The following is a 21,223-nucleotide window of genomic DNA, read 5'->3' as shown; positions in this document are numbered from 1 at the left end:
GACTTTCATTCCATAAAACGATGTAGGAGCTATTGGTATGTATAAAATATTAATCGTTGAAGACGATCCCAAAATTGCAGACTTACTGAAGTCTCATATTGAAAAATACGGAGATATCGGCATTGTTATTCATGATTTTGATCACGTGTTGGAACAATTTGAAAAGCATACGCCTCATATTGTTCTTCTGGATATTAATCTCCCGAGCTTTGACGGATTTTACTGGTGCCGCCAGATCCGGCAAAAATCGACCTGCCCGATTATTTTCATCTCCGCTCGCAGCGAGAAAATGGATCAGATAATGGCACTGGAGAACGGGGCCGACGACTTTATCACCAAGCCTTTTTACTATGAAATTGTGATGGCCAAAATCCGCAGTCAGCTTCGGCGCGTCTACGGTGATTATGCTTCGAAGAATGAAGAACGCACCGTGGAAAAAGAGGGATTGATTTTATATCCGGAACGCATGGAGCTGAAACTGGGTAGCCAGACCGTAACGTTAAGCAAAAAAGAAACCATTTTAATAGAAACCTTGATGGAGCGGAGCCCGCGGGTAGTGAGCCGGGAGGTCATTCTGGAGAAATTGTGGGACGATACTTTCGTGGATGATAACACGCTGAGCGTCAATATTACACGGGTGCGGAAACGGTTGGCGGAGCTTGGACTTGAAGACGCGCTGGAAACCGTTCGGGGAATGGGATACCGGCTTCATTCGACCTGGAAGGACAAACCCCTGCCATGAGGCTATTCGTCCGGGAACATCTCTCTCTGTTGATTTTTACCTTGTTCGAACTTCTGGCTGTACTGATGGTCTTCTGGTTCGATGGTTACAATCATCCGCTTACTGCTATTTACGCCCTTTTGCTGGGATTGTTTATCTTTGCCGGGTATCTTGTTTTCCGCTATTTCACCCATCGCGGCTTTTATGAGCGTCTCTCCCATCCTGTCGATTCTCTGGCCGAATCCGTGCACAGACATGAATCATCACCACTTCCGTCAGCTCTCAGCGAACTCATGGAAACCCAGTATAGACAGTATCAGAATATGCTGCAGAACTGGGAACGTAAGAACGAGGACTACCTTACCTTTATGAACCAATGGGTACATCAGATGAAAACGCCACTTTCTGTCATCGAGATGGTGACACAGGATGAAGAGGACGAACGGATGATCAGCATTTCGGAAGAATCAGACCGTTTGAGAAGAGGTCTTGAAATGGTTTTGTATGTGGCCCGGCTCGATACATTCGAGCAGGACTTCAGCGTGGAAGATGTCAACCTGCAGCAGATCACAAGCGAGGCGGTGCATGAACACAAACGGTATTTCATCCGCAGCCATGTATATCCCGAGGTACTTATCGATGAAAGCATGTCCGTGCGGACGGATGCCAAATGGATGAGGTTCATACTCGAGCAGCTGCTTTCAAATGCCATTAAATACTCGGCTGGTAGCGGGCAGAAGGTCACCCTGTCGGCAAAGACCGACGGTCGTGCAGTCATTCTGGAGATACAAGACCGCGGCGCCGGCATTCCCAAGGCAGATCTTCCGCGGGTGTTCCGCCCTTTTTATACAGGAGAAAATGGAAGGCGCTTCAAAGAGTCTACAGGGATGGGGCTCTACCTCGTTAAGGAGGTTATCGGCAGATTGAACCACCAGATCGAGCTGGAATCTACCGAGGGGCAAGGCACACGGGTCCGTATCCGTTTTCCGTATGCTCTCTGACCATGGAGCCGCCATTCGTATTTACGCTTATCTTACAATCATGTAAGACAGATGAAAGCTGAGTCGATAGGAGAAATCATGCCAGAAGCTTACACTCGGGATAACGACTTAAAGAAATGAAGGAGGCATTCAAAAGCCAATGGAAATTCTATCCGTCCGAAATCTCGGCAAAATATATAAAGGCATGGTCTCCTATGAGGCCCTCTCCAATCTTGATCTATCGATCAACCAGGGTGAATTCGTAGGCATAATGGGACCTTCCGGGAGCGGAAAAACGACTCTACTCAACATGATTTCCACCATCGATAAGCCCACCTCGGGTGAAATCCGCATAGATGGTGAAGATCCTTATCAACTGTCACAAGACAAGCTGGCCTTGTTCCGCCGCCGGGAGCTGGGGTTTGTGTTCCAATCCTTTAATCTGCTGAACACGCTCACCGTCAAAGAAAATATCGTGCTGCCGCTTACACTTGACGGTGTCGGTATCAAGGAAATGAATTCACGGGTAGACGTTCTTGCTGACAAGCTGGGCATCACCTCCATTCTCGATAAACGCACCTATGAAATCTCCGGAGGACAGGCCCAGCGTACTGCCATTGCCAGATCATTAATTCATCAGCCCAAGCTGGTGCTCGCGGATGAGCCGACAGGCAACCTGGATTCCAAGTCGGCGCGCGACGTTATGGAAATTCTCGAAGAACGCAACCGGGAGGATCAGGCAACCATGATGCTGGTCACACATGATCCGGTTGCAGCAAGCTACTGCAGCCGTGTGATTTTCATTAAAGACGGACAGCTTTACAACGAAATCTATTATGGGGACAACCGCGCCGCCTTCTATCAGAAAATCATCAATGTTTTGTCGCTGCTGGGAGGGAATGGACATGAATTTCCGTCAGTTCGCATTTAACAACGTCTTCCGGAACAAGCGGACTTATGTCGCCCATTTTCTAAGCAGCGCCTTTTCGGTCATGATCTTTTTTACGTATGCCCTGCTCGCTTTCCATCCTGACCTTCGGGGTGCGATTGTTTCAAACAGTACCATGCTAACCATGCTGGGCACCATGGGCATGAACATATCGCAGGCGATCGTGTTCGTATTTTCGTTTCTGTTCCTGCTGTACTCGGTCAGCGCCTTCATCAAGCTGCGCAAAAAAGAGTTCGGCATCCTGCTGCTGCTCGGCATGTCCCGCAAACAGCTGAACCGCATGCTCTTCATTGAAAATGTCGTGATTGGCGCAGCAGCCATGATTACCGGCATCCTTGTGGGTGTCGTATTTTCCAAGCTGATTCTGCTGATCTGCGCCACCCTGCTGGCTGTCGAGCACGGCCTTCCGTTCTACCTGCCGGGGAAAGCCATTCTGCTGACGGCCGTGGCGTATCTGGCATTGTTCATCATCGTCGCCGCCTTTACGTCTTTCATGACCAAGAAAGGAACGCTGGCCGAGCTGATCAAATCCGAGGATAAGCCGAAACCGGAGCCGAAGGCCTCTGTTCTGTTATCTTTGTTATCGGTATTGCTCATATTGCTTGGCTACGCCGCTGTGCTTATCTTCGTGATTTGGCGTATCCTCTCGTTCGCCCTGCTATTTGGAGGCGTGCTGCTGGTTATTATCGGCACCTATTTCCTGTTTACCCAGCTGAGCGTATACGTCATAAGAGCCTTGAAAAAACGGCCTCACATCTTCTTCAACCGCACGAATCTGTTGACCATATCCGAGCTGGTCTACCGGATGAAGGACAACGCGGTCATGTTCTTCATGGTATCGATTATTTCGGCTACTGCCTTCACGGGCATCGGCACTTCGCTGGCCATTGGAGATCCGGGGCTTGCCGCGATGAAAAACCCATATGCTTTTTCGTACATTTCCTTTAATGAATCCGATCTGAAAAACAATTCCGAACAAAAGCATATCCGCCTCATCGAAGAGACGCTGAGGCGGGAAGGCTTTGCTTACCAGATGGCCTCATATACCCCGACCTATACCCAAGACGGATTCGCGCTGGTCAAGCTGAGCGAATACAACCGTCTGGCATCGGCACTTGGTTATGACCTGGAAATGCTCCAAAACGGGGAGACGCTGGCATCCCCTTCAACCATATCCCAGAACAGCAAATACAAGCTGGAGGGGGTAGGCGCCGACACGGTTAGGATGGTAAACTTCGAAGGCAACTGGGAAATGACCATGCATATCAAAAAGGCTCTCCAGCATATCGTCATTCCGGAAGCCTACAAAATTTATATCGTTACCGATTCGGACTACGACACGTTTAACGCCGGCAATCTAATGAATGTAAACTATGTAGAATTTGTCGTGCCGAAGTGGCATGATACGCGCGCCATCACGCGGGAATTGACTGCGGCCATATATAATGGGGATACCAATTCAATGCAATATATTCCTTTTCAATTCAGCGCGCTCGTTACCCAGTGGGTGGAATCCCGGCAGACGAACGGCATTCTTCTCATCGTCAGCGGGCTTGTCGGCATCGTATTCTTCACCTTTGCCGCCAGCTTCATCTACTTCAGGCTCTACGCCGATCTTTCCCGGGACGAGGAGCAGTACCGGATGATATCCAAAGTCGGCCTCAGCCGCAAGGAGCTGGCCAAAACCGTTACAAGGCAGCTTGGCCTTATGTTCTTCCTTCCGCTCCTAGTAGCCTTCGTTCATAGCAGTGTAGCATTCATCGCACTGCAGCAGCTCGTTGATTTCTCTGTTATTTCTCATACGCTGGCCATATTTTCCTCATTTCTGGTAGTGCAGATCATCTACTTTTTCGTTACACGCTGGCGCTATCTGAACCATCTCTATCAAAAAGTAATGTAATCCTTATACTAAAAAAGACATCTGCCCTTCCTTCTCTAAGGCTGCAGGTGTCTTTTTCTTTTTCCATACTTATTATGTTTCATAAATTTTGTAGCTCGCGCCTGATATCCTTGCGCCGATCTTCAATATAAGCATGTATGAGATCGGGTTCGGAAATAAACATGCCGCGAGGCCATTTGTACTTCGGATCCCGATACACATCGCCCTCGATCTGATTAAACATTCTTCTGACCACAGGCATCAACTGTTGGACCGTAAAGGCAGACGCAAGAATGCCCTCCAGGCGCTTCTTGTACTGCTGCCGGTAGGAGCTGTACGCTAGTACCTTACCTGTCAGCCTGTTGTAACCCTCGATTCTTACCAGGTCGGAAGCAACCGACTTGCCATAGCAGTTGCGGCCCCATGTCCCTTCGTAATCCCATGGAAGAAAGCCATATGCCTTACGCTTTTTATACTCGAATATCGTGTAGTTTTGTTGAAACCCATCATAGTTTCCTGTAAGTACGGCTCCGCTCAGCCACTTTAAATAATTGTCCATGTACAAGCGCCCACCCAGATATTTCTGAAGCATCCTTCCCCGTTTCGCATGAATATCCCGGATGAATCGGATCAATTTCTGCCGATCCTCTCCCGTTCCCCTGATGAGACTGTACCCGGAGAACAGTGAGCTTTTGGGTGTATCCGTACCCACCTTGTTCAAGTCAAAGGTAGCATTGTCATTCACCGCATAGATGATGCTCCGCACCTGTATTTTTCGGACCCTAAAAAAAGCCTGATTGACTGCCTCAATCCTCAAATATACCCCTTGGGTCTCTCCATTTAATTGAAGAACACAGTGCTGGGTAGCGGGACTTGGAACGCCGATGGTATTAAAGAAGTGAAAAGAAAGCGCATTTCGGAGTAACGATGGATCATCATGCTCCGCATTATAATGATATGTTGCGCGTGATGTGCGAATTTCGTAGGATTTTTTCGGATATTCCCGGGTATGGCCGCCGCGGTAACGGATGCGCACCGGCTCCGAACTGCTTCCGTTCGACATCGTCGCCGGGACAAACTGATCCGACCATATTTGACTCTCCATCTGTTTCAAGTCCTTTTCCTTGATCATGATCCGATAAACGGGCAGACCCATGCAGAAACCGCCTTTCCAACACGAAGAATGGCCTATAGCAGGCTTTTCACCATCCTATGCTTGATCAGCGGATGCCGTCAGGGCTGACGCCTTGATTTCAGGTGTTTTGCATTTTTTCATCATCATGTAATTCTAGCAATCGAGCAGCGAGATATTGGCTCAATTTTGCTAATCTAGTATATCCGGCTAGTCCCCCCTTGCACGAGGACACATATAAATAGAGCATAGATAGACTTGAAGGACGAATTAACGTTCTTGTCTACCTAATATACTGAGGAAGGGGAATGTGCAATGTCTTTATCCGGTAATGATTTAATGGGCTTGGTCGGACAAAGTGTAAAGATCAACCGCGGTGGTCCGGATTCCGTTGAAGGTGTTCTGCTCAGCGTTCAGAGCAACTATCTGGCCGTATGGGCAAAAGACAAAAAGATCGTGTATGTCAGCACAACACACATTAAAAGCGTCACGGCTACTGATCAATCGGGCGGGTCCAAGTCAGGAAGAATGCGTTCAGGCGGAGTTCAATCAGCCATGGCACGTCCAATTCAAAGCTTTAATTTCGCAACACTCCTTCAATCACTGCAGTACCGTCACGTTCAGATCAATCGCGGTGGTCCGGAAAAGCTTGAAGGTATCATCACTAATGCGAATCAAAACTTTCTTGTGCTCGCCGTAAAAGCGGAGGAGATCGTACGTATTCCAATTTTCCATGTCAAATCCGTTACGGTAGTGAGCAGCTCCAATAACAGCGGTGGAAACAAGAGCAACGGAAATAAAAACAATCAATCTGGTGGAAACAAAAGCAACGGAAATAAAAACAATCATTCTGGTGGAAACAACTCGGGTGGAAGTAAATCATTAGGAAATAGAACACAAGGAAACCAAACCCGTGGGCACCAAATCGGCGGCAACCGGACATGGGGGAACCTAACCGGGGGCAACCGCACCGGTAACCGTACTGGCAATCATCCAGGCAACCGTACTGGCAAACGTATTGGCAAACGTGTTGGCAATCGTCTTGGCAGTCGTCCCGGCAACCGCAGCGGCCGGTGTGGCTGCGAATAATGGATTTGCTAAAGTAAGCTCAGACTAATTAAGAACAAGCATTGAATCCTATGAATAAATATGACGCTCCCCCGCGGAGTCTATGATTCTATTCCTCACTCTAAAGGAAACCGGATCCTACAGCCGCAGGGGACGTCGCTTAACCGATGCTCTATTAACAAATGCCTTCCATTTGGAACAGTATATGCATGCTGTATTTATTATGACACCCGAATTGGACCGGGATCCCGCCTGCCTATACGTAACTTAGTCTGATTCTTGTGCGAAAGGAGGTAGTTTATGGAGTCTATACGTTCTCTCCTCGGTAAAAAAGTCGAGCTCAAAATATTAGGCTGTAAAATTCCTTTCATCGGAGAGCTCGTGGATCTTGGCAGCGACATTATCGTGATTTTCTCCGAGAGCAGATATGTCTACACGCCTGTGCATCATTTACAGCATATGAAGCTCTCAACAGACAGCGAAGATTCCTCTCCGGCCGACAGGGAACCCTTGGTAGACCACACCCATATCTCATATCGGAAAATGCTGATGAACTCCAGAGGGATTTTCACGGAAATCGATTTGGGAGGCCCCAATCTCCTTCATGGCTATGTAACGAGTATTATGAATGATTATTTTATCTTTTTCTCGCCGCTCTATCATTCCGTATATATACCGCTTCATCATGTGAAGTATATATGCCCTCTTCCGCCCAATATGACCCCATCCTATCTCAATCAGCATCTTTTTCAGCTGCAGCAGCCTGCGCTCCCCCTCTCGCGTACTTTGGATCAGCAGCTGGAAAAATTTCAAAATGAGCTTGTAATTTTTGATTTGGGGGAATCCCCATTAAAAGCCGGTATGCTAAAAAAGGTGGACAATCGGATCATTGAACTGGTGGAGGCCGGAGGAAGTACTATCCTACTTCACTGTGACCATATCAAATCGATTCACTTACCATAAGCTGAATACAACGAACGAAAGGGCTGCTGTAGACATTCCTTCTACAACAGCCTTTTTCATGGATGAAGATATGCTTATAAAAATAAACTCATTAAACCGACTATCCGAAGTTAACGTACCTCATATTTTTTTATATAATGGTGTAAAACAGGTAAAAAAATAGGAATTTGTCGCAAGTTTGGAGGACTGACTTAAGGATGAGTATGACCACTCCTGTCGTTTTAAAAACCAAAATCACCCCGCCTCTGTTAAAGGAGGCTCTTGTCGAACGGACAAGACTCCTGGAGTGGATACAAAACGGCACCCGAGGCCGGATCAGCCTGGTTTGTGCCCCTGCAGGCTTTGGCAAAACAACACTGCTCACCCAGTGGGTGTATGCCCGGCAAACCTCCTGCGCATGGCTGACACTGGATGAACGTGATAATGATCCGGTACGCTTCTGGCGCTATGCGGTATACTCTCTTGCGGAAACGGTACCCGCATCTATGAAATCCAAAATTACATTGCTGGCTGAGAGCCTTAACGGCTTGTCTCTCACCGCATTTCTGGACGCTTTTATGAATGAGCTTTTTGAACTGGAAGATACCGTCAGCTGGGTTATGGATGACTACCATTTCATTACAAATCCGCGCATTCACGAGAGCCTTTCCTACTTTATCGAATATATGCCGCGGCAGCTGACCCTGCTGATCTCGACTCGGCGGGAGCTCCCCTTTGCCACGGTTAAATGGCTCACGAAAAATGAGAGTCGTGAAATGAATGCCTCGGGGCTGCAGTTTACCCCAAACGAAACCGAAACCTTTTATTGCGAATCGGAAGGTCCGCAATTAACAGAGCGGCAAATCAGAGAATTGAATGAGCGGACGGAGGGATGGGTCACCGGTCTGCAGCTCGCCCTGTTGTCCCTGCAATCCAGGCAGGATATTGACTGTTTTATTGAACAGTTTCAGGGCAGCCATCGGAATGTGACCGATTATATTTTCCATGAGGTCATTTCGAGTCTGCCAGAGGAAATTTATGACTTTGTATTAAAAACATCCATCCTGGAGCAGTTCGACGCACGAATCTGCGATGCGGTGACAGAGGATCGGGAAAGCCGATCGAAGCTTGAACACATTAAAAAGCTCAACCTCTTCCTTATCCCTTTGGACGAAAAAAATGAATGGTTCCGATATCATCATCTGTTCTCAGGTTCGGTGAGTGAATATATCAGAAGGCAGCAGCCTGATAAATGGGACAGGCTGAACCGTTTGGCAAGCCTTGAGTTTGCAAAGCGGGGTTATATGGATGAAGCCGTAGAATACGCGATCACCGCCGGAGACTTTGTATTGGTGGAAGAGCTGCTGCAAGGCCATATTTCTGCATTAATGGAAAGCGGAGAGCTCGGCAATCTGCTCCGCTGGTTTGAAGGTTTTCCTTCCTCGCATGCTTTGCACCCGGAAATGGATCTGTTTTATGCTTTTGTACTGGTCCTGACCGGTCGTTTCGAACAAGCCGAGCAGCGTCTGAAAGCCTTCGTGGAAAAACACCAAGGTGCAGATCCCGAACAATGGAAGCATCTGCAAAGCGGGATCTTGTTCGTCAGATCGAATCTGATGTTCGCAAGCGGTGACTTCGGCAACTGGTATACCTTCATCGGTACCATGCTTGATGAGCTCCTGCCGGCGGACCCGGTATTCTATAAATTTAATTATAATGTCAGAGAACCCTATATCCGTCGTACGCCACTTGGCTTGAATGGGGCGTTATCACCCGATATGGAGAACATCGGAGGCTTGTATCTCGGCGTTCTGTCCTCCCATGGTCTTCAGGAATCGCTGGTATATTATTATGTGAAACAATCCTTGGTTGAAGGCTACTATGAATGGAACCGGATCGCCGATTCCCGCAAAGCCTTGGAAGAAATGCTCCGGGCAGCTTCCCGTGTCGACCTGCCCGGCCTGCTGGTTCCTATACTGCTTATGCGTGTAAAGCTGCATCTTCTGGACGGCTATACTCAGCTGGCCCATGATTTACTTGAGGAGGGTCTCGATAACGCAGGACTTCATTGGAAAGAGCCCTGGGTGTCCCTGCTGCTTGCCCAAAAAATGCGCCTGCACATCAAGGAGGGTAAGCTGCCTGCAGCCAAAAAAATCGCGGCTAAGCTTGGACTCTCCACAAAAGACAAACCTACCTTTCAGCGAGAATACGAGTATTTATCCTACGTACGCCTGCTGGGACGACAGCGCAAGGAGATAGAGGCACTGCGGCTGCTGGAGCAGTTGAAGCCGCAATCGGTCCGAGAGCGGCTGGTTTCAAGCAGTGCGGAAATATCCATTATTCAGGCACTGCTGGAGGAGCAGCTTGGCCAGCGTAAAGCCGCACTCCGTGCGCTGCATGAAGCCCTGCTGATAGGCGAATGCAATGGATATATCCGCAGCTTCGTCGATGAAGCTGCGCCGATGCATGCTTTGCTCACCCGTTATACGGTTGAAGCCTTCACCGAACCGTCTTCTCTAACGGAGGATAAAGGCCTGAGAGAGCTAGAGAGTGTATCTGCGGATTATGTGCACAGCCTGCTGCAGCATTTTACAGCGGTTGACACGGAAGCCGCCGCAACTTCTCCTCTTATTGAGCAGTTCAGCCGGAGTGAAACTGTCCTGCTGCAGCTGATCCGAAAGGGCGCCAGCAACAAACAGATCGCCGCAGAGCTGGCTTTATCAGAAGGTACGGTCAAGGTTTATCTTTCGAGGCTGTACGAAAAGCTCGGCGTGTCTTCGCGGACGCAGGCGCTGCTAGCTGCGCAGGAGCTGGGTCTGCTGCTATAGCGACAGGAAGTCGCACGGTCATTGTGGTTCCTTCGCCCAGCTGGCTGGTCGCCGTGACGCTGCCCTGGTGCATCTGCACGATTTTTTGAATAATGGACAGTCCAAGCCCGCTCCCACCACCTGAGCGGGTTCTTGATTTATCCGCCTTATAAAAGCGGTCAAAGATATGTGCTTGGTCTTCTTCCGATATGCCGATGCCCGAGTCCTCCACCATGATGCATACCTGCCGTCCTTCCGCTTCCAGCCGGACCTGGATGGTGCCGCCGCGCGGCGTAAACTTGATGGCGTTATGGATCAGGTTCACCCAAACCTGGCTCAGCAGATCCGGGTCCGCATCAATCGTCACCGGGCTGAGCTCGGCCGACATATCCAAATCCTTATCCAGCCATTGCGGCTCACAGGCCAGGATCAGCTGCTGCAGCTGCTTATCCAGCCGCATCGGAACGGGATGGAATGGATGCTTCTCGGAATCCAGCGAAGCGAGGCGCAGCATATTTTCCGATAGGCGGGAGAGCCTCACGCTTTCCTGCTCGATGATATCAAGGTAATGCTCCCGTTCCTCCGCGGTCAGCTCCTTCTTCTTCAGCACTCTGGCAAAGCCGTTGATGGACGTAAGTGGAGATTGGATCTCATGGGAAACATTCGAAATAAATTCCTGGCGCATGGATTCGAGCTTATTCAGATCGGCCGCCATGTCATTGATGCTCTTGATGATATCCGTAAAGCGGCCATTATCGAAGCCTTCCAAGGGCAGCGAGACATTAAAGTCGCCTCTGGCAATCTTCCTGAAAGCATCAATAATGCTTTGGTAGAACTCCATCTCCCTTCTCCGGCCAAATCTTGACATGATCGAAATGAGCAATCCGAAAATGATAAACCCAGTAATGGAAACGGCCAGCTGTCTCGCAAGAGGGACATGCGGCCAATCAAGCCAATGGATAATGAAATAGGCCGCCGTCCAGCAGAGACTGAGTGAAGAAATCACCATCAGCATAAAAAATACGACCTTTAGCTTCATCCAAATCCCCTTATGCTTCATGAAGTCACCTCCATCCGGTATCCGAGACCGCGGATCGTCCGGATCTGAAACGCATGATCCTCCGGGGGAAACCGCTCCCGGAGGCGTTTGATATGCACGTCGACCGTGCGTTCATCGCCTTCGTAATCGAATCCCCAGATCTGCTCGATCAGCTGGTCGCGAGAGAACGTCTTACCTGGATAGCTTGCAAGCAGAAAAAGCAGCTCGAATTCTTTCAGGGGAAGCGTAATGCCTTCTTCGCCGGTATAACATTCGTAGGTTTTGCGGTTTAGCCGCAAGGAGCCGATCTGAATCTGCTGTGAGGCCGAAATACGGTAGCGCTTCAGAAGTGCTTTCACCCTGGCGATGAGCTCCGGCGGATCGAAGGGCTTAACCAGATAATCATCGGTTCCGAGCTCAAATCCCTTAACTTTATGCACGGTCTCCCCTTTTGCGGTGAGCATCAGAACCGGCATATCCTCATAATTTCCCGACAGCTCCTTACAGAGTTCCCACCCGTCCATGCCCGGCATCATGATGTCGAGCACGACCAGATCGGCCCGCGTCGTTTCCAGCACCTTCAGCGCTTCGTGTCCGTTTGCGGCTTCCGCGATGCTGAACCCTTCGCTTTTGAGCAGATGGCTAACCAGTTCACGGATATGCGGGTCATCATCAACGACAAGAATGAGTGGCATGAAGCTCAGCTCCTTTTCTTAATTGTATTGTCCGAATCATGTTCATCAATCCGGCCGCAACTGAGTGGCCTGCCAACGGATGATACAGAACAATTCTACTATACATCTTTCGTTCTCGAATAAAAGAAACTGCTTCTCACAGGTTCATTCCTTGTGACGGACTTAGAATACCTTGTTTGTATGAACTGAATATGAACTAAGAATCCTTTTTTATAATCAAACTTTATCTTGAATCGCTTCCAAATTATTGTATGATGGATATTATTTGCGTCTGGTCAATGAAATGGCGGCGGCTGGAATGCAGTAAAGACCAAGCTTAAAAATACATACTTGTCTTGTTCTGGAATTGGGGGTTTTCACATGCAACAGCCTAAACAGCCATCGATGTCATGGTTACTAAGGTATCTTCGTCCGGTCAAGGGCCGGCTGCTCATTCTGCTTATTCTGTTACTCGCTTCCACCGGGGCCCAGCTTGTAAATCCACAGATCGTACAGCGTTTTATCGATACAGCGGTGGATAACGGTGTGGTTTCCAGCCTGCTCGTACTGGCCGGCATCTACCTTATCTTTGCCGTTTTCAATCAAGTTTTGACAGTAGCCATCAGCTATTTGGGAAATGATGTATCCTGGCGTGCCACCAATCAGCTTCGCGGCGATCTGCTGAAGCACTGTCTACGTCTGGATATGCGCTTTCACAATATGAAAACACCCGGTGAGATGATCGAGCGTATCGATGGTGACGTGACCAACATGTCGAACTTTTTCGCCATGTTTATCATCAAGGTCATCGGCAGCTTTGTGCTCCTCGCCGGCATCCTTAGCTTTATGTTTACCATGAACTGGCCGATTGCGACAGTCATGACCGTATTCACGCTAGCCTCTATCGGCGCCATGGTTTTCATCCGGGATCTGGGCGTAAAATCCTCCAAAGATGAGCGCGGAGCAAGCGCAGCGCTATTCGGATTTATTGAGGAACGAATTGCGGGGATTGAAGATGTTCAGGCGAACGGCAATGTGCCGTATGTCATGAACCGTTTCCACCGTGCCATGCGTACCGTGTTCCTGAAAGGCCGCAAAGCATGGATGCTGCGGGTTATTCCCTGGAATACGACCGTAGTCCTTTTTGCCATCGCCGTAACGGTCGTACTTCTGCTTGGCGTTCACTATTATCTGACCAAACAAATAACGTTGGGTACACTCTTCCTCATCTATCAGTACACACAAATGCTGAACGATCCTATCGAACAGCTGGGTGATCAGGTGCAGGAATTCCAAAAGGCCAAATCCGGCATGATGCGCTCCCAGGAGCTGCTGGCAAACCGCAGCGAGATCGTTGAAGGAAACGAAACAACGCTGCCTGACGGCGCACTCGGCTTGGAATTTGATCATGTCAACTTCAGTTACAACCCGGATAAGCCGGTGCTTCATGATATTACATTCTCCGTTCGTCCGGGCGAGAGACTGGGCATTATCGGGCGTACCGGCAGCGGTAAATCCAGCCTCAGCCGTGTCCTGCTGCGGTTATACAACATTAACAGCGGCGTCATCCGAGTCGGAGGCACAGACATACAGGAGCTGAAGCTTGAGGCATTGTATCGCCGGGTAGGCATGGTAACGCAGGATGTGCAGCTGTTTGACGGCTCTCTCCGCGATAATCTGACGCTGTTTGACGGCAGCATTTCGGATGATTATATCCTGGAAACGACCGGAGGACTCGGACTGAAGCAGTGGATTGATTCGCTGCCTGAAGGCCTGGATACGCATCTAAAGGCAGGCGGCGCCTCACTTTCTGCCGGCGAGGCTCAGCTCTTCGCCCTGACACGGGTATTCCTGACCCAGCCAAGTCTGGTCATTCTGGATGAGCCTTCATCTCGCCTCGATGCTGCAACCGAGGCTATGCTGCAATCCGCCGTGGACCAGCTCATGATGAAATGCACGGGCATTGTGATCGCACACCGCCTCTCTACGCTGGAGCAGGTGGATCACATTATGGTGCTTGGAGACGGAAAGATACTTGAATTGGGTGAGAGGGAAGTACTGGCTAAAGATCCTTCCTCCCATTACGCTCAGCTCCTGATTACAGGCAGAGAGGAGGATTTGGCATGACCGTATCCCGATTTATACAACGCCTGTTTGCTCATAACATACCTCTGTTCATCGTTAACGGCCTGCTATGGGGGATGTTCCACTCTATTCCCCTGCTCCTCGGACTCGGTATGCAATGGTTTTTTGACAGGGCGACGAGCCAATCGCATAACTATTTATGGCTTGCTGTCCCGCTGATCTTTATCGCGCTCGTGAGGATTTCAAGGGTAGGCGTCTTTTTCTGGGCTTTCTTTAAATGGGTGACCTACATTTACGATATTCAGGCAATTCTCCGCACCAATATGCTCAAGGGCATTATGCGCTGGCCCGGCCGGAACCTTCCTGCCTCCCCGGGCGAAGCGGTGAGCCGGTTCCGGGAGGATGTGGATGAGGTTGTCGAATACGTGGAATCCTGGGTTGACTTCTGGGGCCGATTCGCGTTTGCGGTCATTTCCCTTGTCATTATGGCCAGAATCAATTGGCAGATTACGCTGGTCGCCATTCTACCTCTGCTTGCGGTTACCCTGCTGAATAATCTTTCAGGCAACCGTGCCAGGCGTTATGGCCAGCAAAATCGTGAAGCTACGGGGCGCATCACCAGCTTCATTGCGGAATCCTTCGGCGCGGTGCAGGCCCTCAAACTCGGCCAGGCCGAGGATCATGTCCATCAGCGGTTTACTCAGCTGAACGAATCCCGCCGCCAGGCAGCGCTTAAGGATAATCTGTTCAAGCAATGGATGCGCTCGCTCAATCAGCATGTGTTAAGCATTTGTACAGGTATTATCCTGCTGATGTGTGCCTCGGCGATGGAAGCGGGACGATTTACCGTAGGTGATTTTGCACTCTTTACTTCTTATCTGTCGAATATTGCCTTCAGTATTTCACTATTCGGATATATGGTATTCCAGCATAAACGCTTAAAGGTGTCTCTGGATCGGATGAGTATACTCTTCCGCCCCGGCGAACAGGACCGGATTATGCAATTCAGTGAAACTCATCTTTACGGAGAGCCGCCTGAACCGCCCGTCATTCAAAAGGATCCGAAAGAGCGGCTGCAAACGCTGGAGATCAAAGGGCTTTCCTATTCCTACCCGAACTCCGAGAACGGTATTACTGATGTGAGCTTCGCGATGGAACGCGGGAAATTCGTAGTGATTACCGGCCGGATCGGCTCCGGGAAATCTACGCTGGTGCGCGCTATGCTCGGACTGCTGCCCACATCGGATGGTTCCGTGCACTGGAACGGCAAAGAGGTTGATCCAGCTGCATTTCTCATACCGCCAAGGGCTGCTTATACGCCTCAAGTCCCCCGGCTGTTCAGTGATTCACTTCGGGAAAATATCATTCAAGGAAGCCCGCCAAGTGAGGATAAGCTTGCGCGTGCTATCCACTTGGCCGTGATGGAAAAGGATATTGAAGATCTGGAGAAAGGTCTGGATACCTTTGTTGGTCCGAGAGGTGTCATGCTGTCGGGTGGTCAGATTCAGCGCGCCGCTACAGCGCGGATGATGATGACGGAGTCGGATTTGTTTATCTTCGACGATCTGTCGAGCGCACTGGACGTCGAGACGGAGAAACAGCTCTGGGAACGTCTCTTTGAAGAGAGGGACGTCACTTGTATTGCCGTATCCCACCGCAGGGCAGCTCTTGCGCAGGCCGACCATATCATCGTCATGAAAGATGGCCGCATCGAGTCAGAGGGAACATTATCCAACCTGCTGGCAACCAGCACCGAAATGCAGCTGTTGTGGAAGGGTGAAGCTTCAGCGGTCGAAGAAGCAGATGGTAGCCTGATAACGGCTAATTAAATCCATAACAAATAAGGCAGGGCCAAGAGAAACCTTCTTGGCCCTGCCTTGTTATATTTAGGGTTCGTTCACGGCCCGCCACCGCATGAGCAGGTCTGATCGCGCTGAAGCCGCCACATCAAATCTGTAGCTACTCAGCAGCTGATCCGTCTTAACTGAAGCAAGCAGCGAATTAGGCTTGATATTAGGGATGACAGGCATTGAAAAGGCTGTGTTCATATATGTCGTTTGAGCGCTCTTGGAGAGTACAAAATCAGCAAGCTTCTTCGCAGCTGCCTTATTGCCTCCATTCTTGAGAATGGAGACCGCACCGATTTCCCATCCCGCCTGCGGCGGAATTGAAGAGCGGATAGCATATCCGGAGTTGTTAAACCGCAGTTGGTCGCCCAGAAAGCTGACAACCGCCGCGACATCTCCTACAGCCAGGCGCTGCGCTGAGGAAATGCCGGAAAAGGTCGTTGATGAGCTCTGCTGCTTCAGCGCATGCATTAGCTCAATGGCCTTTTCCGTTCCCCGCTCCTGTGCAAGCGAGGCCAAGAGCGTATAACCGGTCCCGGATGTCTCCGGATCGGGAATCTCAATCTTCCCCTTCAGCTCAGGACGGAGCAAATCCTCGTAGCGCTGTGGGAGAGGAAGCGGTGCGAGCTCGGGATCCTGCTTCCATACCTGCTCATTCACGCCGATTGCCAGCGCGCCCATGTACATGCCGGTCCAATACCCCTGCTTATCTTTATAAGCCTCAGGAATTTTATCGCTCATACGGGGCGAATACCGGAGCAGTTTGCCGCTGCTTTTCAGCGACTCATGCAAATCGGCTGTCCCCCCCAGCACCACGTCGATGCCGGTCTTGTTCATGGACAGCAGATGATAGCTGGCCTCTCCGCTGGACATCCGGATTACCTCGTACGACTGGCCTGTTTCCTTCTTGAATTTTTCCAGCAGCATGCGGCCTTCATCCTCCTGAAAAATAACATATACCTTTAGTGGCGGGTTAGCCGTCTTGCCCGGATAGATCCAGACCAAGACCAATACCAAGGCAGCGGCCAGCACCAAAATCACGCTCCCTTTCCTCATCATCATGACTCCCCCCCTTCTGCAGCTGAACTTTCTTAAGTAAATGTATTTGTAAAGCGTCAAAAAGGAAAACAAATTTGTTTTCCTTTTTGTGAAACGTATTCCATTGATCATATCCGGTTGTTATGTTTAGTTGTCCTCAGCTTTCATCATGTGTATTTTATCTGCCGTCGCAGCAAAGGTAACTTCGCCCTCATATGAAATATGACCGATATCATAGGCATCAACGATCCATTCCTTGCCTTCATCATCCAGAATGAAATACCTTTCCTTCTCGCCAAGGAACATGGAAGACTGTACCTTGCCCTTCATATAAAAGTCATAAGCCTCCGGCGGGCTCATACGCAGCGACTCCGGACGGACGCTAAGTATGACCTTTTCGCCCGTGGACCATAATCCATCGGTCGGGATCGTTGCCTTCCGGCCTTTTCCGTAAGCAACCGTTGCCATATTTCCTTCCTGGCGTTCAACCACGCCGTCGATGAAATTGGTCGTTCCTATGAAATCGGCTACATAACGGGTCCGCGGTTTATAATATATTTCGTGCGGCGTGCCGTATTGGTCAATTTTCCCCTTGTTGAAGACCACAATATAGTCCGACATCGACAAGGCCTCCAGCTGATCATGCGTGACATAAATGACGGTTAGTCCAAGCTCCTGCTGAATGCCCCGAAGCTCGACCCGGACCTCCTCACGCAGCTTGGCATCAAGGTTGCTTAGAGGCTCATCGAGCAGGATGATCGGCGAGTTCATGACGAGCGCACGCGCCATAGCCACACGCTGCTGCTGGCCGCCGGACATTTCATGCGGGTAGCGTTCCTCCAGGCCTGTTAGCTTGACCTGCGCCAAGGCCGTCTTCACGCGCTGCTGGACCTCAGCCTCCGGACGTTTTTTGATGTCCAGCCCATAAGCTACATTATCAAAAACGGTCATATGCGGAAAGAGAGCATACTCCTGGAATACCATGGGCGTTCCTCTTTTGTAGGGAGGCAGATCGTTCACGACCTTGCCGTCAATCCATACCTCACCCTGATCCACCGTATAAAACCCTGCAATAGAGCGCAAAAGCGTAGTTTTGCCGCAGCCGCTAGGTCCCAGGAATGTGATGAATTTCCCCCGCTCGATTTGCAGGTTGATATTTTTAAGAACATGATTCTGTCCAAACACTTTATTCACGTCTTTTAAATCAAGCAATACTTGTGACTCCATAATGTCCACTCCCTGTTTCTCCAGTTTTGCATAGGCCCTTTGCTAGAAATCAAATATTTTAACCTTGGAGCGGAATATAAGCTTGATGATGCCAAGCGTACCGAGTGTCGCGCCCATCAGACCCACTGCAACAGCCGCCGCCCAGTAATAGGTCCCGGTCTCCGCGTAGTTGAAGATCGATACGGCCGCAACCACCCATTTGGGCGTAATCAGGAAAATAATCGTGCTTAGGGTGTTCATATTTTTCATAAACGCATAGACAAAGTTGGCTACGACGGTTTTTTGCAGCATTGGAAACACGATGGTCGTCAGTGTCTTACGGCTATTCGCACCCAGATTGGTGGCGGCTTCTTCTATCGATTTGTCCACCTGCTTGAAGGAAGCGGTTAATCCGCGGTATCCGACAGGCATTTGCTTGAGCAGCATGGCAATGACAATCAATGCCGCCGAACCCTGCAGAATAATCGGCCCTTTGCTGAAGGTCACGATGAGAGCCAGGCCGACGAAGGTACCCGGAAGAGCAATAGGTAGAACCGCACTGAAATCCAGCAGCTTTTTGCCTGGAAACGGCTTGCGAACCACAATATAGGCAAGAACCAGCGCAAATGCAACGGCCAGGATCGCACTCACCAGTGAAAGCACGAGACTGTTCAGAACCGCCGGACTGGAGGAGCTGAATACGACCTTCATCATATGTTCGAGTGTAAATGTATTGTCTCGTCCGAAGTTTTTCGTAAAGGCAAACAGAATCGTAATCGCGAACATCGAAATAATGAATATGGAAATGATGGTGTTAAAGATAAAGAGCAATATATCGGTTTTTCTGGATGTCGTAATCCGTTTCAGGCCCGATACCGGCTTGCCTGTTACGGTGGAATAAGAGCCTTTGGACAATACCTTATTTTGAACCCAGAAAACCAGCAGTGCCGGAATAACGAGAATGATTCCCATAACGGATGCCAGCCCTGGCTCGTTATTAATGATTTCCCCGTAAATTTCCACGGCCAGCAGCGAATAATTGCCGCCAATCAGCTTCGGATTCCCAAAGTCGGCAAAACAGTTGATAGCCACCAGCAGAAAAGCATTGATAACACCTGGAAGCGCGAGTCTAAACGTAATAGTCCGAAACAATCGGAAGCCTCTTGCTCCTAAATTTTGTGCCGCGATTTCGAGATTCGGTGAAATGGAGCGCAGCACGCCGGTGATCGTCATGTAAGCCAGCGGGAAATATGAGATCGTCTGGACAATCCACAAGCCCGGCAGGCCATATAAATCCAGTTCAACATGGAATACGGAGTTCATCCAATGCGAAATCATGCCTCCGCGTCCGAACAAGAGGAGAAAAGCCAGACCGCTCATTACCGATGGGGCCAGCAGCGGAATAAATGCAATAAAACGGAAGAATTTTTTGCCCGCGATATTGCTGTAATGAATCGCGTATGCATAAATAAAACCGATGACTGTCGCCGTTAATGCCGACAGTGAGGAACTGACAACCGTATTCAGCAGCGCCTTCCCGTAGCGGGCTTTACTGAAGAACATGCCCCAGTTATCAAAACCCGAGGTAAAGACAACCACAATTAGCGGGTATATGACAAACAGGATCAATACGATAAAGCTGGTCAACACGAGAACAAGGGATGATGGATCTTTAAGGAGTCTCTTTAGCGACTCCCCGGTGCCTTTTTTCTCTTTCATAGGGGGCGACTCCACCTTTCTTCTGTCTATCCATGAAAGGGCAGTACGGTTAGCGCTAAGGCTGCCCGCAATGCCCCTTTTCGGCTATCGATTATCTCAAACCTTTCAAAGCACCTTGCAAATCTTTGCGCTGATCCGCTGCTTTCCACAGATCATATGCAGAATTGTACTTGGTCGATTTGATATCGATGCCGCCTTGTGGAATAGGTACAGAAGGCTTCACGGAAACCGCATACGCGGATTGCGTATAGATTTCGCCAGGTGTATTCGTCAGCATGTAATCCATCAGCTTTTTCGCTGCTTTCGTGTTTGGTCCGCCTTTTACAATGGACAGGCCGCCGATTTCATAGCCGGCCGCTTCCGGAACGATGCTGTGAATCGGATTGCCTTGATTTTTAATTTTGAGCTGGTCGCCGAGGAATGTCACACCGATGGTGTACTCGCCTTTGGCAGCCTTTTGGATCGGCTCGATACCGGATTTTGGTCTTTCTTTCAGGTTAGGCAGGAGCTGCTTCATATAGTTCAGCATTTCATCCTCACCCCATACCTGAGCAAGAGAAGCGACAGCCGTGTATGCCGTTCCTGAGGTTGCAGGGTCGGACATGCCGATCTCGCCCTTGAATTTCGGATCAAGCAAATCCTTGAATGTTTCAGGATAAGGATCGCTGCCGTATTTCTCTTTCCAGCGTTCTTCATTGACACCGATAGCGATTGGATTCAAATAAAACCCGGTCCAAAAGCCTTCCTTGTCTTTCATGTTGTCTGGAATATCGGAAGCATTAGGTGAACTGTACGCCTCAAGGGCACCTGCTTTTTTCAGCACTTCATGGGAATCGGCAGGGCCGCCCATCAAAAAGTCCGCTTGGGGATTCAACATTTCATTTTGCACACGGGAAACAGCCTCGCCGCTTGGCAACCGGAGAATATCATAGTCGATGCCTGTTTCTTCTTTGAACTTATCCAGAATCTTACGTGCCTCTTCCTCTTGGAAGATGGAATACACGGTAATTTTCTCTTTGTCTTTACCGCCGAAAACCCCTGATTTGTATAAGAAAAATCCTCCAACCAACACAACGATAACCACTGCCAAAATAATGATCGAGCCGTTGTTTTTCTTTCTAGCCGCCATACTTCAAA

At 49.6% G+C, this 21,223-nt stretch carries 16 protein-coding genes; 9 read left to right on the top strand and 7 right to left on the bottom strand.

Annotation, left to right across the window (positions count from 1 at the left end; genetic code table 11):
* The first annotated feature begins 37 nt into the window (after positions 1-37).
* The 4 genes from E6W40_RS22670 (at position 38) to E6W40_RS22655 (ending at position 4,550) form a co-directional block, all read left to right on the top strand.
* Positions 38-742, top strand: a complete 705-nt coding sequence (locus E6W40_RS22670; RefSeq protein ID WP_136607827.1) for a response regulator transcription factor — start codon at positions 38-40, stop codon at positions 740-742.
* Positions 739-1,722, top strand: a complete 984-nt coding sequence (locus tag E6W40_RS22665; protein ID WP_136607826.1) for a sensor histidine kinase — start codon at positions 739-741, stop codon at positions 1,720-1,722. Before E6W40_RS22670 ends, E6W40_RS22665 begins: the two co-directional genes overlap by 4 nt.
* Positions 1,723-1,861: 139 nt before the next feature.
* On the top strand, positions 1,862-2,632 hold the full coding sequence (locus E6W40_RS22660; protein ID WP_136607825.1) for an ABC transporter ATP-binding protein: 771 nt from the start codon (positions 1,862-1,864) through the stop codon (positions 2,630-2,632).
* Positions 2,607-4,550, top strand: coding sequence for an ABC transporter permease (locus E6W40_RS22655; protein WP_136607824.1), 1,944 nt, complete (start codon positions 2,607-2,609; stop codon positions 4,548-4,550). The genes E6W40_RS22660 and E6W40_RS22655 overlap by 26 nt, the downstream gene beginning before the upstream one ends.
* 79 nt (positions 4,551-4,629) lie before the next feature.
* On the opposite strand, the gene E6W40_RS22650 is transcribed toward E6W40_RS22655, so the two are convergent.
* Complete coding sequence (locus E6W40_RS22650; RefSeq protein ID WP_136607823.1) at positions 4,630-5,685, bottom strand: CotH kinase family protein; 1,056 nt, start codon at positions 5,683-5,685, stop codon at positions 4,630-4,632.
* 291 nt (positions 5,686-5,976) lie between these two features.
* Between E6W40_RS22650 and E6W40_RS22645 the strand changes: the two genes are divergently transcribed.
* From E6W40_RS22645 to E6W40_RS22635, 3 genes are all read left to right on the top strand, one after another.
* A complete protein-coding gene (locus E6W40_RS22645; protein WP_136607822.1) occupies positions 5,977-6,750 on the top strand; it encodes a hypothetical protein in 774 nt (257 codons plus the stop codon).
* A 279-nt stretch (positions 6,751-7,029) separates the two neighbouring features.
* Complete coding sequence (locus tag E6W40_RS22640) at positions 7,030-7,692, top strand: DUF2642 domain-containing protein (protein WP_136607821.1); 663 nt, start codon at positions 7,030-7,032, stop codon at positions 7,690-7,692.
* A 197-nt stretch (positions 7,693-7,889) separates the two neighbouring features.
* Positions 7,890-10,499, top strand: coding sequence for a winged helix-turn-helix domain-containing protein (locus tag E6W40_RS22635; protein WP_136607820.1), 2,610 nt, complete (start codon positions 7,890-7,892; stop codon positions 10,497-10,499).
* Here E6W40_RS22635 and E6W40_RS22630 read toward each other — a convergent pair.
* Together E6W40_RS22630 and E6W40_RS22625 are read right to left on the bottom strand one after the other, a co-directional pair.
* Positions 10,405-11,538: a sensor histidine kinase gene (locus E6W40_RS22630; protein ID WP_136607819.1), complete on the bottom strand. Its 1,134-nt coding sequence runs from the start codon at positions 11,536-11,538 to the stop codon at positions 10,405-10,407. The genes E6W40_RS22635 and E6W40_RS22630 overlap by 95 nt on opposite strands.
* On the bottom strand, positions 11,535-12,212 hold the full coding sequence (locus tag E6W40_RS22625) for a response regulator transcription factor (protein WP_136607818.1): 678 nt from the start codon (positions 12,210-12,212) through the stop codon (positions 11,535-11,537). The genes E6W40_RS22630 and E6W40_RS22625 overlap by 4 nt, the downstream gene beginning before the upstream one ends.
* 360 nt (positions 12,213-12,572) lie before the next feature.
* Between E6W40_RS22625 and E6W40_RS22620 the strand changes: the two genes are divergently transcribed.
* A complete protein-coding gene (locus E6W40_RS22620; RefSeq protein WP_136607817.1) occupies positions 12,573-14,318 on the top strand; it encodes an ABC transporter ATP-binding protein in 1,746 nt (581 codons plus the stop codon).
* Positions 14,315-16,105 carry an ABC transporter ATP-binding protein gene (locus E6W40_RS22615; RefSeq protein WP_136607816.1) on the top strand — a complete coding sequence of 597 codons (1,791 nt, stop codon included), beginning with the start codon at positions 14,315-14,317 and terminating at the stop codon, positions 16,103-16,105. Before E6W40_RS22620 ends, E6W40_RS22615 begins: the two co-directional genes overlap by 4 nt.
* Before the next feature lie 57 nt (positions 16,106-16,162).
* On the opposite strand, the gene E6W40_RS22610 is transcribed toward E6W40_RS22615, so the two are convergent.
* The 4 genes from E6W40_RS22610 to E6W40_RS22595 form a co-directional block, all read right to left on the bottom strand.
* Positions 16,163-17,185, bottom strand: coding sequence for an extracellular solute-binding protein (locus E6W40_RS22610; RefSeq protein WP_168929013.1), 1,023 nt, complete (start codon positions 17,183-17,185; stop codon positions 16,163-16,165).
* Positions 17,186-17,308: 123 nt separating this feature from the next.
* A complete protein-coding gene (locus E6W40_RS22605) occupies positions 17,309-18,388 on the bottom strand; it encodes an ABC transporter ATP-binding protein (protein ID WP_136607814.1) in 1,080 nt (359 codons plus the stop codon).
* 42 nt (positions 18,389-18,430) lie between these two features.
* On the bottom strand, positions 18,431-20,086 hold the full coding sequence (locus tag E6W40_RS22600; RefSeq protein ID WP_136607813.1) for an ABC transporter permease: 1,656 nt from the start codon (positions 20,084-20,086) through the stop codon (positions 18,431-18,433).
* A 91-nt stretch (positions 20,087-20,177) separates the two neighbouring features.
* Entirely contained in the window at positions 20,178-21,215 is a 1,038-nt protein-coding gene (locus tag E6W40_RS22595) for an ABC transporter substrate-binding protein (protein ID WP_136607812.1), read from the bottom strand.
* Positions 21,216-21,223 lie beyond the last annotated feature (8 nt).

The sequence above is a fragment of the Paenibacillus dokdonensis genome (assembly GCF_004916975.1).
Lineage (GTDB): Bacteria > Bacillota > Bacilli > Paenibacillales > Paenibacillaceae > Paenibacillus_AQ > Paenibacillus_AQ dokdonensis.
This window is presented reverse-complemented; position numbering and strand designations above follow the sequence as displayed.

What these genes read in the sequence shown, in the direction of transcription:
- E6W40_RS22635 (WP_136607820.1), top strand. Translation starts at nt 7,890, where the DNA reads ATGAGTATGACCACTCCTGTCGTTTTAAAAACCAAAATCACCCCGCCT.
- E6W40_RS22620 (WP_136607817.1), top strand. Translation starts at nt 12,573, where the DNA reads ATGCAACAGCCTAAACAGCCATCGATGTCATGGTTACTAAGGTATCTT.
- E6W40_RS22600 (WP_136607813.1), bottom strand. Translation starts at nt 20,086, where the DNA reads ATGAAAGAGAAAAAAGGCACCGGGGAGTCGCTAAAGAGACTCCTTAAA.
- E6W40_RS22630 (WP_136607819.1), bottom strand. Translation starts at nt 11,538, where the DNA reads ATGAAGCATAAGGGGATTTGGATGAAGCTAAAGGTCGTATTTTTTATG.
- E6W40_RS22610 (WP_168929013.1), bottom strand. Translation starts at nt 17,185, where the DNA reads ATGATGATGAGGAAAGGGAGCGTGATTTTGGTGCTGGCCGCTGCCTTG.
- E6W40_RS22615 (WP_136607816.1), top strand. Translation starts at nt 14,315, where the DNA reads ATGACCGTATCCCGATTTATACAACGCCTGTTTGCTCATAACATACCT.
- E6W40_RS22655 (WP_136607824.1), top strand. Translation starts at nt 2,607, where the DNA reads ATGAATTTCCGTCAGTTCGCATTTAACAACGTCTTCCGGAACAAGCGG.
- E6W40_RS22650 (WP_136607823.1), bottom strand. Translation starts at nt 5,685, where the DNA reads ATGGGTCTGCCCGTTTATCGGATCATGATCAAGGAAAAGGACTTGAAA.
- E6W40_RS22645 (WP_136607822.1), top strand. Translation starts at nt 5,977, where the DNA reads ATGTCTTTATCCGGTAATGATTTAATGGGCTTGGTCGGACAAAGTGTA.
- E6W40_RS22660 (WP_136607825.1), top strand. Translation starts at nt 1,862, where the DNA reads ATGGAAATTCTATCCGTCCGAAATCTCGGCAAAATATATAAAGGCATG.
- E6W40_RS22665 (WP_136607826.1), top strand. Translation starts at nt 739, where the DNA reads ATGAGGCTATTCGTCCGGGAACATCTCTCTCTGTTGATTTTTACCTTG.
- E6W40_RS22670 (WP_136607827.1), top strand. Translation starts at nt 38, where the DNA reads ATGTATAAAATATTAATCGTTGAAGACGATCCCAAAATTGCAGACTTA.
- E6W40_RS22640 (WP_136607821.1), top strand. Translation starts at nt 7,030, where the DNA reads ATGGAGTCTATACGTTCTCTCCTCGGTAAAAAAGTCGAGCTCAAAATA.
- E6W40_RS22605 (WP_136607814.1), bottom strand. Translation starts at nt 18,388, where the DNA reads ATGGAGTCACAAGTATTGCTTGATTTAAAAGACGTGAATAAAGTGTTT.
- E6W40_RS22625 (WP_136607818.1), bottom strand. Translation starts at nt 12,212, where the DNA reads ATGCCACTCATTCTTGTCGTTGATGATGACCCGCATATCCGTGAACTG.
- E6W40_RS22595 (WP_136607812.1), bottom strand. Translation starts at nt 21,215, where the DNA reads ATGGCGGCTAGAAAGAAAAACAACGGCTCGATCATTATTTTGGCAGTG.